Genomic DNA, 17,568 nt, shown 5'->3' on the forward strand with positions numbered 1-17,568 from the left:
CGGTTATTTTTTCCGTTTCAGCCAAAGTCGGAAGCCATAGGGTAAAATACCGAACCACTGCTGGGAAACAGGCGTTCTTGTTTCTTTCCGCACCTCTTTTCGTTCTTTTCGCTCATCTCTCGGAGTATCTATATATTTGACAAATTGCTGCGTCATATATTTAACATAATCATTCGTTTTCACGTGATCACCTCATCATTCAATTATTATGAGTGTTGTCTCACATGACTTTTTTTATACCCTTTACACTGTTTTATTCTGTCCATCTCAGCAGCTTTTTCTGTTTTTGGTCAAACACGATCTGTGCAGTTCTTTCTGTTCCCGACTCCGTTGACACTCTTAAGTTGATTTCTTTTTGCTCTTTTATCGATGTATCATGAATGTAATAAGAAACCTGTCCATATGGAAATTGCTGCGTACCCTCCTGGCCTTTCCGTTTCTCTAGAACGTGCCGAATCGAAAGAAGCGTACCATTTTGAAGCAAATTCTCTCCTATGTATAACTCTTTTGTTTCCTTTTCAAACATGCAGCGTGAAATATATTGAGCAGCAACAAAGTTCACGATTAACAGCACAAGCGCTGACACAAAAAGAACAGCTGGATAAATAAACCCTCTTGTACGATACATTCACCCCCCTCCTAAATACGAATAGACTGGAAAAGCAGTTTGATACACTTTTTGGTCCTCACTCTCAATTTTCAGCAAAACAACACCATTTTCAATATCAGCTTTCATGGCAGTAATATGATCTAAAATCGGAACATGCCCTTTGCCATCCACTCTTTTTCTTATCATTGAATGATAAATGTCAAAACGGATGTCTTGTCCGGAAAGATTGGTGCAGATTAACACGCTCCCATGCTCGGCTGTCTTAACTGCCTGTGATTCCTTGCATTCATTCATCATCTGTTCTATCGAAATCATCCATTCTTGCTGTGTGAAACCGTCATGTTCCTGCTGTCGAGATAAAAACAGATGGAAAATCGCAGCTAACGATCCTGATATGAGCAAAAAGACTGAGAGCGAAAATAATACGTTAAGAAGCGTGTAGCCATTCTGTCTGCAGGATGCTGAGGCAAAATGATTTCTCTTTATAAGCTGCGGCTTTGATACATACGTTTTGATATTCGCCCTCCTCCTCCCACTTCATTGCATAGATATGATTGTTCTTTGTAATCGTTTTTGACGCGTCTCCTTCACCACTCATGACATATTTGCTAATGCTCTCATTCATCATCTGATAGCCAATTTCTCGTGATTCCGCCATTTTTTCATCAGCTATCAGCTTGTCCCACAAGGGGACGACTGTCAGCAGCACAAACAGCCACAGGCTTAGCGCAGACATTGTTTCTATTGTAGAAAAACCTTTATTTTCTCTCCACATTGACTCTCCCGCTCCCTAGATAAACTGTTATATCATATACGGCATGGCCATTTACTCGTATTTTTCCGCCTGCATTCGGGTGCCCTTTCTCATTAAATTCCAAACGGTCTTTTAATGTCAGCAGTTCTATAGAAAGTCCCCTTGCATACGGACGTTCAATGACCGTATCACCAATGACTAATTGATATTCTTTTTTATGAAAGAAAATTTTTGTTCTTTGTTGACGGGAAATAGCAACCTGCTGTGTGAGCATAATATCATTTTTCAGCTGCCTTGCTGCCTGTCGGACAGCTGTATTGTCATAAGCAGGAGGAAGTGTAGTGAAGACGGCCACCAGGAGGATAGAGGCAAGGCTTAACACAAGCAAACTTTCTAAAAGGGTAAACCCCTCCTCCTCGTTTAATTTAATGTTCAACCTTAACTTCTCCGCCGGTGATGATAATGCGCTTACCATTTGGACAGACAGCATCGTTTTTCACATAGCCCTCTGACTGTAAATCGGCAAGGCTCGGAGTTTGTCCTTCATGATCAAGCTCAAATGCAGTCATTTGTGCCTTAACCATGTTTTGTAAGCCTTCACAGCCCTTTTTTTGAATGGTTTGGTTATGTTTCGTGACGTTCGGTATCGTAATTAAAAGCAAAATCGAAATAATAAAGAGCACGATTAACATTTCAACAAGTGTAAATCCTTTCTCATTCATTAGCCTCTTCCTTTCACATTTGATTCATCATCTGATACATAGGCACAAGCATAGATAAATACACAAGTAAGATCATCGCTGCAACAAATCCATAAATCATTGGCTGAAGGATGCCTGTCCATTTTTGCGCTTTGTGTTCCAGCCGCTGTAATATGAATTGGCTGTATGTGAAAAGCTCCCGATCCAATCGGCCGCTCAGCTGGCCGTGAGATATGACTTTTGATAAATCAGTTTCATAAAAAGGGCTTCCACAAATAGCGGATTCAATTGACTCACCGGCTTTTAGCCGTTCAATCAATTGTTCAGCCTCGCAGCGGTAGAAAGGGAGAAACGTTTGATATTTAAATGCATTAAGGCTGTCATAAATTGAGAGGCCTGATTTTAAAAGGCTGCTTAGCTGCAAAGAAAAAAAGTAACTGTTAAACAGCTTGACAAGCTTTCCAACCAAAGGAATCCTGATACAAATCAGCATTTGCCGGGCAGGTGATTTTTTCTTAAACACAAGCCAATAATAAATCCCGATACCTGCTGTAAAAAGAACAAGCAAAATGATCACAAGATCAATATGCTGAAAAAAAGCAAAAAGCATATCGGTTGAACGTGAGGTTTCCATATTCATCGATTGATAGATACCGGAAAACTGAGGAATGATGATGGACTGTAACATATAAAACATGACAGCGACCGTAAAGATGAGGAAAAGCGGATAGCGCAGCACTCTTTTCAGCTGGTCTGCCTGTGCAATTTTTCGTTCCAGCAGCTCTCCGCTCTGGATCATGGAAGCAGGCAGTTCACCATGTGTTTCAGCAAAATAACAAATACCTACGGCTTCCTTATGAAATGACAAACTCTTTAGTACTCGATAAAACGGAGTCCCTTCCCTCAAACAAGTGACCGTATCAGTCAAGTCAGCCGCCTGCCTCTTATTCATCTGAAGTTCCATCAGGCGTAATCCATCCAGAAGCGTATATCCCCCCGCAGTCATTTCACCGAGCCGCTTTAATAACCTCGCTTGATCCTTTAACGACCAGACTTGTCTAATCTTTTTCATGATAAACCCACCGGTCATAATTGTTTGTCGTTAAATAGCCGAGCGCAATTCCTTTTCTGATAATTTGACGAAGCGTTTGATATTGGTAATTTGCATGATTTCCTTTTGCCTCCTGGATACATTGCTGAAGATTTTTCCCGTATAGAAGCTCATAAACGCTAGCTCTCCTGGTATTTCGTGACTGTCGGCAATACACTGATGAACATCCGTTTTCACAAAACGGGCAAGCCAAATCAACCAAGCGCTGAGCCGCTATTGCAATGACAGTCTGTTGGATTTCATTCATATTGATACCGAATTCAAGCAGTCTGTAAATTGCGCCCTTTGCGTCTCTCGTATGAAGGCTCGTTAGTACCAGATGTCCCGTCATCGCTGCCCGCACCGCAATTTCAGCTGTTTCCGCGTCTCTGATCTCACCTAAAATAATCATATCGGGGTCATGGCGCAAAATTGCTTTCAGACCTGCGGAATAAGTTACACCGGCTTTTTCATTCACCTGAACCTGAAGAACATCTTCGTCCCTTGTTTCAACAGGGTCCTCTAATGTGACAATATTTCGATTAAAGTGTTTTTTTGCATATTGAACGAGAGAGTATAGTGTGGTAGTCTTCCCTGAACCAGTTGGCCCGGTAAAAATGAGCATGCCATGGGAATGTTTTAAAAACGAGAGTAATGTGGCTCCTGTCTTCGGAAATAGCGACAATTTATCAATCGAAGGGATATTGTATTGGGGCATCACTCTGATCACGAGGCTTTCTTCATTAATTGTGGGCAGCGTTGACATTCTTAAATGAACATTTCCCTCTTTCAGCTTTAACGTAAGCGAACCGTTTTGCGGCTTTCGCCTTTCACCTATATCCATTGCTGAAAGAAATTTAAAATGTGAAATCAGCCTTACGCACTCTTCTTTTTTCATGTCCCTTTTTTTCAGCAAGGCATGATCGACCCGAAAATGAATGATAGCGTCCCGCTCCCTCGGCACGATGTGAATATCAGAAGCCTTTGTTAGATATGCCTCTTCAATCAAGTTTTTGCTTACCTTTTCTATTGAATCCAATTTGATTCCCTCTCCTTTCAACGCATATTGTAGAAAAAGAAGAAAAGGTAATCAAACAGGGAAAACGTGATTTTGTGAGAGGTTATATGCTGAAAAACCAATTCTTTCTGGCAAGAAAAAAATTTTTCAACTGAATGTTCCCCTTTCATTATAATTTTCCCAATAATAAAAAAGCAGACATGGTCACCATGCCTGCTTGATTCCATTTTCATTATGCTGTTTTCGCTTTTTGACCAGTATCTTTTTCAACGGAAAGGTCGCCTAATGCAACAATATACCGGTCATTTGGTCATTTTCAAGAATCGATAAACTGCGGATTTGATGCTCTGCCATAAGCACCTTGACATCGTATCCGGTCACCCTGATATGTCTGGTGAAAAAGCGGGGCACGCTGCACAAAATATGAAACATCCTATAGAATCCGCCTTTTTCGAGGTTTCTTTTTCTTCTTCCGCTCCTGCAGCATATCTCCCGTCCAGCCTTTTTTTCTCAAATAGAGATAGATCAGAACTGTAGATGTGACAATCAATAAGAGAGAAAAGAGATATCCGTATTTCCAATTCAGTTCCGGCATCACTGAAAAGTTCATCCCCCATAAGGCACCCAGAGCTGTAATCGGCGTAAAAAGCGTCGTAAAAATGGTCAGTGCTTTTACAATTTCATTTCCCCTATGTGAGGTAATGACTTCCTCTGAATGCAGCAGATTGTTAAGCTCCCCTTCAAATTCGCTGATATATGTAAATCCCCTGTCAATCTTCAGTTGTGTCCGCTGATAATCCTTTTTCCCTTCATTTTGAGGTAAAAAAGTTTCTTTCAACGCCATTTCAATTTTTTTGGCGCTTAATATTAAATTTTTCCAAATCATCAGTTCATGGCGCAGGAGATGGACGCGGTTTAAAATGCTTTTGCTATTGTCGTCTTTAATCTGCCATCTGAGCTTTCTCAGCTTTACTTCAAATTCATCAACACCGATTAAATACGCATTCATTAGTTCGCCGAGCAGAATTAAAAACCCCTCTATCGCATTGTCCGCTCGTTCCATTTGCCGGACAACTTCTTTGCCTTTAATCTCTCTCAAAATCGAAAAGTCAAAGTTGATTGTAAAAAAATAATGTCTGGTGATATAAAAGTGAAAAACAGTATGGTCTTTTTCTTCACCAAGCCCCTGATCATAAACAATCGACCCAAATACCGCTTCATTTTCCGTTTCAGTTGTATCTACTCGCAAAAAATTAACGTGGTGGTTATTTTCAAACCACTTTTCACACTGAGGCCAGTGAGAAAAATGGATTAGATCTCTTGCCTTACTTCTTTCTTGAGGCCCCATTTGGTACCAAAACCAATCCTTTCCTGTATGTGCCTTCATGTCAAGATCCTCCAAACTTTTGTTCTTTATTCTTTAATTGCCCAATAACCGCGTCACTAAACCAGTCTGCCGCTTCAACACATGTTTTATGAGCATTTTTAGGTGGTATGGAATGTAGAAAGACATCGGAAAAGGGAGGTGCATGCCTTCCTTGGAGAAGGCAGTTGTTTTGGAATTTATCAATTTACTAGCAGTCGCTATTCTCATTTTGTTAACAGGATTTTTTGTTGCCGTAGAATTTTCAATCGTAAAAGTGCGGCGATCCAAAATTGATCAGCTTGTCGCAAAAGGAAAGAAAGGTGCTAAAGCGGCAAAGCATGTCATCACTCACCTTGATGAATATTTATCAGCCTGTCAGCTGGGCATCACAGTCGCAGCTTTAGGACTGGGATGGCTTGGGGAACCGACTGTGCAAACTCTGCTTCGACCGCTTTTTCATAAAGCAGGCTTAAATGAATCGCTTACCCACCTGCTTTCACTCGTCATCGCATTTTTAGCGGTTACGTATTTAAATGTCGTTATCGGGGAGCTGGCGCCAAAGAGTTTCGCCATTCAAAAAGCAGAAAGCATTACCTTGTTGTTCGCTAAACCGCTTATTTGGTTTTATAAGATCATGTTTCCATTCATTTGGCTGTTGAACCACTCTGCCCGATTGATTACAGGAGTGTTTGGGCTGAAGCCGGCATCAGAGCATGAGCTGGCTTATACAGAGGAAGAACTTCGGGTCCTATTGGCTGAAAGCTATAAAAGCGGCGAGATCAGAAAAAGTGAATTAAAGTACATGAATAATATCTTCACCTTTGATAAACGAATGGCAAAGGAAATTATGGTGCCGCGAAATGAAATGGTCAGTTTGTCACTAGATGAAGACTCCATTTCAAATCTTCAGGAAACAGTCAAGCAAACAAAATATACACGGTACCCAGTTGTAAGAGAGGATAAAGATAACGTCATTGGCGTGATTAATATGAAAGAAGTGCTGTTTTCCATGCTGACGAAAGATTTTTCAATCAAGAAGCATCAAATTGAACCTTTCGTACAGCCCGTTATCCATGTCATTGAGACGATTCCTATTTATAAACTACTGCTGAAAATGCAAAAGGAACGCACTCATATGGCGATCCTCATAGATGAATATGGCGGGACGTCCGGTTTGGTCACTGTCGAGGATATTATCGAAGAAATTGTAGGAGAAATCCGTGATGAATTTGATGCGGATGAAGTGCCTCATATCCGCGAACTTGGAAAGGATCATTACTTGTTAAATGCAAAATTATTAATCAGCGATGTTAACAGCCTGCTTGGAACTGATTTATCAGACGCTGAAGTAGACACCTTGGGCGGCTGGTTTTTGACACAAAACATAGACGCTGAGCCTGAAAGTACCATAGAATATGATGGCTACTCTTTTAAGGTAAAAGACATCAACAGCCATCACATTTTATTTATAGAAGTTAAAAAAGCTGAATAGCCCGTGAAAGGCTGTTCAGCTGCTATCTTTCAAGATAAACATGGCAAAGGCATCAACACTCTTTTATTTTAAACCCTTTATTGGCCAGGGCTTTAGCAAGACTTTGCTCGGTTTTCACATTCGAAAAATCCAGACCCAGCTTCACGACAGTTTGGGCAATTTCCGGCCTGATTCCTGAAATAATCGTCTCAATGCCGAGCAATTTGGTGCTGTCAATCACTTTAAAAATTTGATAGGCTACCATGGTATCAACGATAGGAACGCCCGAAATATCTAAAAATAAATACGAGAGCTTTAACGCTGAGCACTGCTCCAGCACAGACTCCAAAATCGTCCTCGCTCTGTGCGTATCAATTTCACCGACAAGCGGAAGAATCCCAATTCCATCAGTAATCGGCATAATCGGCGCACTCAATTCATTAATCATTTCTTTTTGCGCGTTTAATTGTATCATGGTCACCTGGTGATATTCTTCCGTAAACACTTCGATGATCTCATCAATGTTTTGATTCAAGATCCGGCTCCACTCATAAAATTCCTGAATGCTGATGTCTTGAGAAGAAGCTTCGCTGAATTTCTGAATCCATTCAAACATGATGTGCCTGAAAGTGTTAAACTGGCCGACACTTTGTGTAACCGTCACTTCATGAACGGCACGGTCTCTGGCGCATTGAAGAGACCACCGGTTGAGCTCATCCTCTACGTCTTCTTTTCTAAGGGATTTTGCTACGATGGTCACCAATAATTCATGCTGGTCTTTTAACTTTTGTTCTAGTTTTTGCTGATCTTTCGCTGAATACAGCCAGCTGCCTTTTGACGTACAAACTTCCAGCCATTGTTGCGTGATATCTTCTTTGTGCTCTGTTAAGTGCTGATCAAGAGCTATCATCTTAATGAGCTCCCTCCTGTTTTTGAAAAATGTACGCTATATATGTATAACGCGTCTGCCTTTACACATACTATGTTTAGATTCAATGGGCTATAGCCAAGCGGTAAGGCAATGGACTTTGACTCCGTGATCGTTGGTTCGAATCCAGCTAGCCCAGTTTCTGAACAGGTGAAAAACCGAAGATAAGCTGATTCGAATAAATCAGCGGATCTTCGGTTTTTCATCATGCAGATTGATGAACCGTTTTCTTCTTCGATAACTTCAACAGTTCTCCCGGGTTATAACCAATCACCAGCTTTTTGTTGTCTACTAGAATCGGGCGTCGCAAAAGCTTCGGCTTCTCGATTAAAAGTTCCAGCACCTCATTTACCGTCATTTCTTCAATGTTTAAATTTAAATTTTTGAAAGTCTGGCTTCTTGTCGCCAAAATTTCATCAATTCCTTCTGTCGTTAACGATAAAATGTACTTTAATTCTTCTCTTGTCGGGGTTTCTCTGAATAAATGCCGTTCGTTAAATTCAATTTGATGTGCTTTAAGCCAATGTTTTGTTTTTCGGCATGACGTGCAGCTTGGATATGAGTAAAAAGTTAATTGTTGTTCCATTCGTTTTTTCCTCCTCAGTTAACCATCTCTTTGTAGAATAACTACCCGGATCATTTTTCATTTAAACCATTTACAGAACTTTTTTCGGATTATTTTTTAAAAAACATTCATACAATAGAAAACACAATCAAAGGGACAAATTCCATTTGTATATTAATAATGAAAATGTTTACATTTCTAGGTGTGATCTATTATAATAACAGTCAGAGGGACTCTCGGGAGGGGATAAAAATGAATCGCATGTTCCGGGTGTTAGGATTTTGGACGGGAATTTTTGCAGTCATGTTTTATTTAGGTGATATGAAAGATGCTTCCCTTTTATTTTTTGGACAGACGATCTTATTTGTGTTTCTATCGTATTTGAACTTAACCGAACGCATGTATATTTATATTTTTGGCGCTTATTTAACAATTTTCTTCGCCGGCTTTACATATTACTCAATTTTTATTATGGTGCCCGGCGGCGGAGGCCATTAAATGCAGAAAGAGACAAACCTTATCGGTTTGTCTCTTTTTTTACAATGAAAACCCATTTAAAAACGGATTTTGGTCCTGCTCAGTCAGTACGTCTGTTTCAGGTCCATGGCCGCTTAACACCAGCGTGTGTTCCGGAAGTGTAAGCAGTTTTTCATGAATGGACGTCAGCAGCGTCTCTTGATCGCCGCCTATTAAATCCGTACGTCCTATACCGCCTTGGAACAAAACATCTCCGGAGATGACCAAGTCTGCATCTTTCACGTAGTAAGACACACTGCCTGGTGAATGTCCCGGCGTAAATAATGTTTCCAAATGAAACGGCCCGATATTCAACTCACCGTCGCCTTCAATTAGATGATCTGCAGGCTTAGCTGTGACTTCTATCCCTCGCAGCATGCCGGAGCCGTTTAAAGAAGCGTCCGTAAGCCAATTTTTTTCATTTTGATGCAGGTAAACAGGGATATCCCATTTTTCTCTCACTTCATCAAGCGCCCCAATATGGTCAAAATGGGCATGTGTAAGCAAAATGGCTAAAGGCGTCAGTCCTTTTTCTTTTATGTATTGATTGATTTTATGTCCCTCGCCGCCCGGATCAAAAATCAGGCATTGATCATCATTGATGAGAAAATATGCATTCGCTTGAATCGGCCCTACTGGCATTCGTCTCCATTTCACTATTATCACCTCTTTCTTTTTTATGCTCTTATTATGAGGGTTTTTTAAAAAAGATTCAAACAATTGCAATGAAAACGCTATCGACAAACCTATAAAAAACAGGTAGAATAAAACTGGAAAGAATTGCAGGTTTTTCAATGTAAAGGGGGCTGTGTTATGTTACTTGTCGTGATTTTCGGCCTTGTCGCTCTTTTCGCTTTATGGGGAGTCTTGCGTTCTGTTAGAAATAAAAATATACTCGGGTTTTTATTAGCCGGTGCCACCTTATTTGTCTTTGGATGGTTTACCGTGATGACCGTAATAAACAGCGGGTATCCAACCGCACATTAAAACCTGTATCCGATCGGATACAGGTTTATTTTTATGGCTGTAAATGTTTATTGACACTTTCTATTTTGCTCTCAAGCGTCGTTTTTTTGTCACGCCTGTCATCGATGCGGACATTCGTTGCCACTCTGTGCAATCCTTTTTGAAATGGCGCTTCGTGAATTGCCTGAATGACTGCAAAAAGGTCACTGAGTTCTCCCTCGATCAGCGTATTCATCGGTGTCAGCTGATATTTGATTTTCCCTTCTGCTTGATATCCTTCTAATATCTTTTGCACATCGGCTACGTAAGCACTGACACTGGGTGTTTCCGTACCGATTGGGATAATGGTTACATCTGCGATAGCCATCGTTATTCCATCTCCTTTTGATCAATGATAAGTTGCTTCGTTTCATGTGATTTCAATAAAATAATTTGCTCAAAATGAAAGCCGTATAACGCATATTTCCCGTTCGGAGATATTTGAATCGGCTCCATTTCCCGCAGAGACACAAGATCTTTTGTCTCTCCCGATGCTACATTGATTGCTGCGAGCTTATATGCATCGCCGCTTTGTTTGAATGTATAAAACAGGCCTCCTGCTTCATCATAGTCATACTCCATTGGAGCCAAACTTGTATATTTCGCTTGGAGCGGCCATTTCGCTGTAACAGGTGATGTTGATTGCGGCGTTTTAAACTGATACGTCCCTTTTCCTCCGGAAGCTGATTTGACAGTAAAACTCATTTGATGGAAAGAATCGAAGAATAGAACGTCATCCTCAAGCTTCTGTTCCGTCTTAGAAGCTGTATCGAACGTATATAAAGGCCCTGTTTTATCGTCTCTTCCCTCTTTTACATAATCAAATGTATTTTTGGATGTCCAATGAATGAACGGAACCTGTACTGGGCTTAAGAAAGATTCGTCTTTTTTAGCATTCACCTGATATGTATGGAAATCCCAGTTTTCATTGAATTCCGTCACCATCATTTGATAAGGATCATACTGATTCCAAGCAGCTTCAAGCTCATACGTTTCGTAATCTTTTTCGTAAAGCGTCTCTCCTTCTGCATTAAGCAAAACCACTGCCGTCTTTTGGCTATGTGTGATTTGCAGCAGAATCATCTGCTCCCTCGCATTGATTTGAACATCAACGATTTGACCATCCGTTTGATAGAGCTTTTTCGCTTTGCCTGTAAAGATGCGGTACGCAAAAAGCTCTGTTTTCGTCGGATTAGACGCAGTATATAATATTGTGCTGTTATTCAGCCAGCCTTCCGCCCCATCCGCTTTTTCCGCGGAAAGCGGTATGATGTCTTTTTTCTCATCTTTTGCCGCCGATGCCTGTTTTTGCTGCTGATGAGATGGTTCGCATGCCGATAAACTAAACAGCAATACCGCCAGCAGAATAAAACAAACTGATCTCATCAGCATTCCCCTCCGATCATCTTTATTTTCTCATATTTGCTTCGGCAGAAAAAAGAAAAAGTTTCAGTTACTCATGAAAAAATAACGCCCTCCACAAGATACCACTTGTGGCGTTATATATGTGTGAAAACTGCTGAAACGGCAAAGGATTTTGGCCTTTTCCAAGTTCCACCGTATACCCTTCCTTAAAATAATGGTGAATAAACCAATCACGAAATCCAGCATAGCTATCTATATCCCTTACTCCCTTATAAATGTTCCCGCTTAACTCCTCAAACTCCTTTATGACGGCAGCAGATTCCTCAGGCTCAAGGCCTTTATAGCCCCAATAAATTTCTTCTCCTTGAGTATGAAGAGCCAGCAGTCTGTCAGGCGGATTCTCCGTGATCAGCCGGTACATCGCAATAGATTCCGGCTCCGTAAGCGGAGAGATTCCCGGAAAATCGCGGTAGCTGGGTGCTGTCGGTTTTCGGTATTTTTCAATTTCCCATAATGATGGAAATTGTTTATTTAAATCAACCCCGTTTATATTCGCCTTCCATTCATTAAAATTTGGACGATGTTCATTTAGCCTTTCGAGCTCATCTCTTCTGGCTCCCATGACTTCTGATCCGTTTAAAACAAGATCAACGCCATCCGGATTGACAAGAGGAACGAGGGATAAGGATGTGCTGTTAAACAGCTTTATGGGAGAAAAGCCAAAGAAAGGCGAATTGCAGCATAATGACATACAGTATTCCTTAAACCATTTTAGCAGGACAGACGTTGTAATCCACTCATTCGCATGAAATGACGCGTTCATATGGACCTTTTTTACGGCATGCTCCCCACCAGCCTTCAGCTCCCAGATAGGCCTGCCGAGTACAGAACGGCCAATTTCCCGGCATGAGACAAACGGAAAAACATCAATAATCTTCTTTATTTCCTTTTCAACAGCTGAATCATCATAGATTTTCTCTTGCTCAATCCAGCTATCAGAAAGTTTCAGCTGCCGAGGCTGTAAAAAGCCCTTTATGTCCTGAATGGTTTGAAGCTCTTTGCCGCTATGCTCCTCTATCACATAACCAGGGCAATACAATTGATGTTTTTGTGCGGAGCGATTTGCACTTTTAAGCAATTCCTCGTCTATCTTCAGTTCTTTCGCCACTCTGGCCAAATTGTTCTTGATCTCAGGTTTCACCGTAATAAACGCCATCATCATCCCCCTTTTTTGTTACTATATGACAGCGTATTTAAAAAAAGAAAGCCTCCCGCTCACTTTGACGCGGGAGACATTGTGATTACGATGCCTGATCAAGCATTTGTTTTTCTTTCCGTTTTGACGAATTGTCCAGCCTTTTCTGGTCATAAAATCGCAACAAATCCCCATAAATGATTTCATCAGAAAGTGATAGCTCCTGTTTTGCTTTATCAGCAAATGCTTCACATTGTTTTGTCTCTTCTAACGGTTTTCCCGTCTCTTTGTCATAACACGCACCGTCTGTATAAACAACCTGATCTGTGATAAAGCTCCCGTCCCGGAGCACCGTGAAGTCCAGTTTTTCGTCTGAAAGCAGATCGTTGCCGAATTGAATTTGATCTTTCGTATCAATCCCTAAAAGATTCATCAGCGTCGGCCTGATATCAATCTGCCCGCCTACTGTTTCAATGGTTTGCGGCTTTTTATCAGTAATACCCGGAATATGAATGACCAGCGGCACTTTTTGGAGCTGTACCTCTTCAAATGGGGTTATTTCTTTTCCTAAAAACTGCCCCATCGCTTCATTATGGTTTTCTGATATACCATAATGGTCACCATATAATACAATAACAGAGTTGTCGTATAACCCGTCTTCCTTCAGCTTTTCGATAAACCGTTTCAGCGCCTCATCCTGATAACGCACTGTCGGAAAATATTTATTTAGCGTCTGGCTGCTTGAATCATATTCATCAATCAATTGATCCTCTTCATCAAGATCAAACGGGAAGTGGTTCGTCAGTGTAATCAGCCTCGAGTAAAACGGCTGAGGCAGATTTTTCATCAGCTCTGAAGACTGCTCAAAAAATTCTTTATCCTTAAGTCCCCAGCCGACTGAATTTTCGTCAGTTACATCATACGAGTTAATATCAAAAAACGAATCATATCCAAATGAGTCGTACATTAAATCACGATTCCAAAAGCTCTTATTATTAGCGTGGAGCACCGCTGAATAGTATCCGCTGTTTTTCAAAATTTCAGGAGCGGCCATATATTGATTGCCCGCATTCGTAAAAAATACGGCACCTCGTCCAAGCGGATACAGTGAATTGTCCACGATAAATTCAGAATCCGAGGTTTTCCCCTGGCCTGTTTGGTGGTAAACATTATTAAAGTTGTAGCTCTGTTTTATAAAGTCATTCAGAAAAGGCGTGATTTCTTCTCCATTCAATTTTTCATTAATCACGAAGCTTTGCGTCGACTCTAAGGATACGAGAATGACGTTCCTTCCTTTTGCAGCGCCGAATAAGCGTTTGTTGGCATCCTTCGCATTAGCGGTTACGTAGTTTTCAATCTCCGTCAGGCTGTTGCTGTCTGCCAACGCTCTCTGTGCGGATTGCTTTGACTGAAGAACGCCATCGTAAATATGAAAATTAAACAGGCTAATGTTTTTAACAAGCATTTCTCTGTCAAATGAGCGTGTCAATAGCTGAGGTCTTTCCGCCTCAGACAAGCCTAGGTTGAAGAAATAAACAGAAGCAACGAACAAAAAATAAGCCGCCCGTTCATTTTTCGTTGAGGGAATGTCCGATTGAAAAGCTTTTTGCCGGATGTGAAGCCATATTAAAACCGCAATATCTACAGCTAATAGGAGGTCTGTCGGCTCAAGAAGTGTTCCGATGCTGCTTCCGAGATCACCCATATTGCTCGTTTGAAAAAGAACAGGGATTGTTAAGAAATCATTGTAAAAACGGTAAAAAACCATATTTGCCAGCAATACAAACGTGACAAGACAGCTCATCGCGATAATATAGCGATTTCTGTTTTTGCCTTTCAAAAACAGGCTGAGGCCAAAAATAAGCAACAAAAAACTCAATGGGTTGATAAACAGAATAAATTCCTGTGTTAGATTGTCGATTTTAATATGAAAACTGGTTTTGTAAACAGCATACGTTTTCAGCCACATCAATAAAATGGCAATCAGCATAAATGAAATCTTCGAAAAAAACGTTTTTCGCATTTCAACCTCCTATGCAGCACGCTCAAAAAAATCAGTCTATTCCCAACATTCTCATTAACACATCAAATTAAATCTTAACCTGAGCACAACAAAAAATCAATTTCATTTACACAATTTTAACAATTTTGATGTTTCAGCCATTCATTTTTAGCGATCCAAGCGCCTCCGATAACGCCGGCATCATTTCCAAGTGCTGCGATTGAAATATCAGCAGCTTGGGCTGCCCGCGGAAACGCGCATTTGCGGAATGTTTTCTCGACTTTTGATCTCAGCAGTTCTCCGGCTCTCGATACGCCGCCGCCAAGAACGATTTTGGATGGATTAAGCGAGCTTGCCAAATTTCCGAGCACCAAACCAAGGTGCTTGGCTACATAATCAACCACCTCAAGGGCAATTTCATCATTTTCACCCGCCGCTTCAAACACATCCCGCGCTGACAATTGTTCGGTTGCTTGTAAACGTGTCGTCTTTTTAGCATTTGCTATTTTTTCTTTTGCAATTCTTACAATTCCGGTTGCTGACGCAATTGTTTCGATACAGCCCGTTTTGCCGCAATTGCAGGGCGCTCCGCCTTCAGGGATGCTGCAAATATGGCCGATTTCTCCGCCGGCGCCATTTATGCCATGTACAATTTCACCATTTGCAATGATGCCGCCGCCAACTCCTGTGCCAAGCGTCACGAGAATGACGTCTTTTGCGCCATCACCCGCTCCCTTCCACATTTCCCCGAGCGCAGCAATATTCGCGTCATTTTCTATAACAGCTGGGATGCCGGTTTCTGTCTCCAGATGGTTTTTCAAAGCATAATTTTTCCACCCTAGATTTACTGTTTCATAAACCACTCCTGCCGCCATATCTACAGGGCCTGGTGCACCCATTCCGATGTATTTGATGATGTGCTTCGGTTTTTGCAGCTCATCCAGCTTGCTGTCGATTGTTTTTGCAATTGTGACAGTAATCGTGTCGCCGGTTTTATCAGTCGGAACTTCCCACTTATGCTGAATTTCGCCATATTGATTAATAAAAGCGAGTTTAATCGTCGTTCCTCCCAGGTCAATGCCCGCAAACCATATCTCGTCCATTTTTATCACCTTAGCCTTTATAAAAATCTCTTCCGTTTTTTGTTTGTTCCAATTCTTTTCGAAGGACAGCTGCCGCTCTGGCCCACTGCTCCTTTTCAATCATGTGGTTCATGTATAATTCCTTTAATTCATCCAGCATAAACTCAATTTCAAGCTCTCTGTCTCCAAAATAAACAATGTGGCCAAACGTTTTTAACAGCTGCTGCACATCATAAAATGTATTCATTTTCCTCACCATTTCTTGAACTTAACTATCATAAGCGTATTCATAAGGAAGCGGTCAGTCAAGAAGAAAACGCTGACAAAAAAGCCAGCTTCCTTTCCATATTCCACCTCTATGATTCTTTATTGTTTTCAATTTGCCGCTGCAGCTCCTTGTAGCGCTGCTCCTTCGGCTTCAGTTTCACAGCCGTCTGGATGGCCTTTTCTGCTTGTGCAAGCTCATTTTTTTCCGCATACAATAACGCTAAATTGTAATAGGAAGCATGGTCTTTAGGTTCTTTTTTCACTGCTCGTTCCAAAAGGGAAACCGCCTGATCATATTCGCCGATTTGAATATCAGAAACAGCAAGAATTTTCAAAAGATCGGCAGAGGCATCTTTTTGCGCTGCTTCTCCGTTCAGCAATTCTGTTACTTCTTCATACTTTCCTTCCTGATACAGCTCGCTTGCCTGCTGAATCAGCGCTGACTCCTGGTGTGAAGGCGAATGCAATCCGTAATATAAAAATCCAACAGCCAAAGCAATCAGCAAAACCGCTGACAACAATCTTTTTCTAAAGGCTCCGGCTTTAGGCAACCCCAGTGCTGCTGCAGCGAAAAAGCCGCCAATCAAGCCGCCGATATGTCCTGAATTATCAATATTCGAAACCGCAAAACCAAAGCCCAGATTGATGATAATAATGACAATAATATTGGTTCCTATAGTTCTTAAAAACATTTTTCGATTAGACAAAGCAACATACAGTAATGCACCTAAGCATCCGAATATGGCTCCTGATGCCCCTGCCGAAGGATACGGGCTGAACACAAAACTCGCAATCGAACCCGTAATGCCAGCAGCCAGATAAATCAGCAAAAATCTCCCCGATCCATACATCCGCTCAACCGCTGTACCAACCGACCATAAAGCCAGCGTATTAAAAGCTAAATGCGCTATGCCGATGTGAAGCACGATCGGTGTCAGAAGCCGCCACCATTCTCCTTGTGCAATCAGGCTGTTTTCTTTTGCTCCAAAAGCCACCAGTGTCTCCGTATTAGTGCTGCCTCCGTTTATTTCGAGCAAGAAAAACATCAGGATCTGAAGCGCAATAAATAAATATGTAAAAGTCGGTTTTCCGTTTTGAAAAACCGCCGCTTCAGTTTTTCTCTGTTCTTCTTGTTTCAGCACTAGCGAAAGGAAGCGTTCTCGCGCCATTTGCGCGTTTTCAAACGAAGCGTGTTCCTCTGAACAATCTTCTGTACGAAATGATGGAAAAACCGCTTGAAGATCATCTCGAAGCATCGTTCCTCTAACGATCGCCGGCTCAACTGACACAGTTCCCTTCTCAAAAGTTTTTTTTGCAATCTCTTCCCAGTCATCAACTGGGGCTTCCGTTGAAAAAAACACGTTCAGCAACTTCATCCTTCGTCTGCCCAATTGATGTCTGACTCGTTCTACTCGTTCGGCCTGCTCTTCGATGTCTCTAACCATTTCTTGACGGAAATCAAGATCGTGCTTATAAAGACGAACTAGATCATGAGAGGACTTGTCCGGCGCTTCCAGCCATATTTCATCTGACTCACCGGCTTGTATGACGCCATACCCGCTATTCACCAGGTGCGCCGCAATTTTCCAATATGTATACTCCAGCAAAAACATGTTTACCGCTCCAATAGTTT

General features: G+C 41.4%; 23 protein-coding genes and 1 tRNA gene. 4 read left to right on the forward strand and 20 right to left on the reverse strand.

The window, feature by feature from the left end:
- Positions 1–3: 3 nt before the first annotated feature.
- The 10 genes from NSQ12_RS12655 to corA all read right to left on the reverse strand — a co-directional run bounded on the left by NSQ12_RS12655 (position 4) and on the right by corA (position 5,560).
- Positions 4–183 carry a YqzE family protein gene (locus NSQ12_RS12655; RefSeq protein WP_072175549.1) on the reverse strand — a complete coding sequence of 60 codons (180 nt, stop codon included), beginning with the start codon at positions 181–183 and terminating at the stop codon, positions 4–6.
- 70 nt (positions 184–253) lie between these two features.
- Complete coding sequence (gene comGG / locus NSQ12_RS12660) at positions 254–628, reverse strand: ComG operon protein ComGG (protein WP_167408283.1); 375 nt, start codon at positions 626–628, stop codon at positions 254–256.
- A complete protein-coding gene (gene comGF / locus NSQ12_RS12665; protein WP_032726158.1) occupies positions 629–1,012 on the reverse strand; it encodes a ComG operon protein ComGF in 384 nt (127 codons plus the stop codon). It lies immediately after the preceding gene.
- Positions 1,013–1,037: 25 nt separating this feature from the next.
- A complete protein-coding gene (gene comGE / locus NSQ12_RS12670) occupies positions 1,038–1,385 on the reverse strand; it encodes a ComG operon protein 5 (protein WP_167408284.1) in 348 nt (115 codons plus the stop codon).
- The gene (comGD, locus tag NSQ12_RS12675; RefSeq protein ID WP_029726720.1) at positions 1,369–1,800 is read right to left on the reverse strand and encodes a comG operon protein ComGD; all 432 of its coding nucleotides are present in this window, start codon (positions 1,798–1,800) and stop codon (positions 1,369–1,371) included. The genes comGE and comGD overlap by 17 nt, the downstream gene beginning before the upstream one ends.
- Complete coding sequence (comGC, locus tag NSQ12_RS12680) at positions 1,790–2,086, reverse strand: comG operon protein ComGC (RefSeq protein WP_029726719.1); 297 nt, start codon at positions 2,084–2,086, stop codon at positions 1,790–1,792. The genes comGD and comGC overlap by 11 nt, the downstream gene beginning before the upstream one ends.
- A gap of 13 nt (positions 2,087–2,099) precedes the next feature.
- Complete coding sequence (gene comGB, locus NSQ12_RS12685) at positions 2,100–3,137, reverse strand: comG operon protein ComGB (RefSeq protein WP_339174855.1); 1,038 nt, start codon at positions 3,135–3,137, stop codon at positions 2,100–2,102.
- Entirely contained in the window at positions 3,124–4,194 is a 1,071-nt protein-coding gene (gene comGA, locus NSQ12_RS12690) for a competence protein ComGA (protein ID WP_069322755.1), read from the reverse strand. The genes comGB and comGA overlap by 14 nt, the downstream gene beginning before the upstream one ends.
- A gap of 261 nt (positions 4,195–4,455) precedes the next feature.
- Complete coding sequence (locus NSQ12_RS12695) at positions 4,456–4,605, reverse strand: hypothetical protein (protein WP_250540178.1); 150 nt, start codon at positions 4,603–4,605, stop codon at positions 4,456–4,458.
- Between the two features lies 1 nt (position 4,606).
- Entirely contained in the window at positions 4,607–5,560 is a 954-nt protein-coding gene (corA, locus tag NSQ12_RS12700) for a magnesium transporter CorA (RefSeq protein ID WP_339174859.1), read from the reverse strand.
- Between the two features lie 142 nt (positions 5,561–5,702).
- On the opposite strand from corA, the gene NSQ12_RS12705 reads away from it, so the two are divergent.
- Complete coding sequence (locus NSQ12_RS12705) at positions 5,703–7,031, forward strand: hemolysin family protein (RefSeq protein WP_033884708.1); 1,329 nt, start codon at positions 5,703–5,705, stop codon at positions 7,029–7,031.
- Between the two features lie 52 nt (positions 7,032–7,083).
- Here NSQ12_RS12705 and rsbRD read toward each other — a convergent pair whose 3' ends face one another.
- Entirely contained in the window at positions 7,084–7,920 is an 837-nt protein-coding gene (gene rsbRD, locus NSQ12_RS12710; RefSeq protein ID WP_021480027.1) for an RsbT co-antagonist protein RsbRD, read from the reverse strand.
- Positions 7,921–8,006: 86 nt separating this feature from the next.
- Between rsbRD and NSQ12_RS12715 the strand changes: the two genes are divergently transcribed.
- A tRNA-Gln gene (locus NSQ12_RS12715) sits at positions 8,007–8,077 on the forward strand.
- A 66-nt stretch (positions 8,078–8,143) separates the two neighbouring features.
- Here the strand turns inward: NSQ12_RS12715 and mgsR are convergent.
- On the reverse strand, positions 8,144–8,524 hold the full coding sequence (gene mgsR / locus NSQ12_RS12720; protein WP_003230147.1) for a transcriptional regulator MgsR: 381 nt from the start codon (positions 8,522–8,524) through the stop codon (positions 8,144–8,146).
- A 231-nt stretch (positions 8,525–8,755) separates the two neighbouring features.
- Here mgsR and NSQ12_RS12725 point away from each other — a divergent pair, with 231 nt between their 5' ends.
- Entirely contained in the window at positions 8,756–9,001 is a 246-nt protein-coding gene (locus tag NSQ12_RS12725; protein WP_003226300.1) for a DUF2626 domain-containing protein, read from the forward strand.
- 39 nt (positions 9,002–9,040) lie between these two features.
- On the opposite strand, the gene NSQ12_RS12730 is transcribed toward NSQ12_RS12725, so the two are convergent.
- A complete protein-coding gene (locus NSQ12_RS12730; protein ID WP_123373073.1) occupies positions 9,041–9,676 on the reverse strand; it encodes an MBL fold metallo-hydrolase in 636 nt (211 codons plus the stop codon).
- A gap of 156 nt (positions 9,677–9,832) precedes the next feature.
- On the opposite strand from NSQ12_RS12730, the gene NSQ12_RS12735 reads away from it, so the two are divergent.
- Positions 9,833–10,006, forward strand: coding sequence for a DUF2759 family protein (locus NSQ12_RS12735; protein ID WP_003230141.1), 174 nt, complete (start codon positions 9,833–9,835; stop codon positions 10,004–10,006).
- Positions 10,007–10,037: 31 nt separating this feature from the next.
- On the opposite strand, the gene NSQ12_RS12740 is transcribed toward NSQ12_RS12735, so the two are convergent.
- From NSQ12_RS12740 to yqgP, 7 genes are all read right to left on the reverse strand, one after another.
- On the reverse strand, positions 10,038–10,352 hold the full coding sequence (locus NSQ12_RS12740; protein WP_128993155.1) for an MTH1187 family thiamine-binding protein: 315 nt from the start codon (positions 10,350–10,352) through the stop codon (positions 10,038–10,040).
- Between the two features lie 2 nt (positions 10,353–10,354).
- Positions 10,355–11,416: a hypothetical protein gene (locus tag NSQ12_RS12745; protein ID WP_116316542.1), complete on the reverse strand. Its 1,062-nt coding sequence runs from the start codon at positions 11,414–11,416 to the stop codon at positions 10,355–10,357.
- Positions 11,417–11,477: 61 nt separating this feature from the next.
- Entirely contained in the window at positions 11,478–12,608 is a 1,131-nt protein-coding gene (locus tag NSQ12_RS12750; RefSeq protein ID WP_116316541.1) for a M14 family metallocarboxypeptidase, read from the reverse strand.
- An 82-nt stretch (positions 12,609–12,690) separates the two neighbouring features.
- Complete coding sequence (locus NSQ12_RS12755; protein WP_003230133.1) at positions 12,691–14,607, reverse strand: LTA synthase family protein; 1,917 nt, start codon at positions 14,605–14,607, stop codon at positions 12,691–12,693.
- Between the two features lie 116 nt (positions 14,608–14,723).
- Positions 14,724–15,689 (reverse strand): glucose kinase GlcK, encoded by a 966-nt coding sequence (gene glcK / locus NSQ12_RS12760; protein ID WP_123373069.1) that lies wholly within the window; start codon positions 15,687–15,689, stop codon positions 14,724–14,726.
- A 10-nt stretch (positions 15,690–15,699) separates the two neighbouring features.
- A complete protein-coding gene (locus NSQ12_RS12765; RefSeq protein WP_004399107.1) occupies positions 15,700–15,915 on the reverse strand; it encodes a YqgQ family protein in 216 nt (71 codons plus the stop codon).
- A 109-nt stretch (positions 15,916–16,024) separates the two neighbouring features.
- Positions 16,025–17,548: a rhomboid protease YqgP gene (gene yqgP / locus NSQ12_RS12770; RefSeq protein WP_339174863.1), complete on the reverse strand. Its 1,524-nt coding sequence runs from the start codon at positions 17,546–17,548 to the stop codon at positions 16,025–16,027.
- Positions 17,549–17,568 lie beyond the last annotated feature (20 nt).

Origin of the sequence: Bacillus sp. PS95 (assembly GCF_037963565.1) — a bacterium.
GTDB lineage: Bacteria > Bacillota > Bacilli > Bacillales > Bacillaceae > Bacillus > Bacillus subtilis.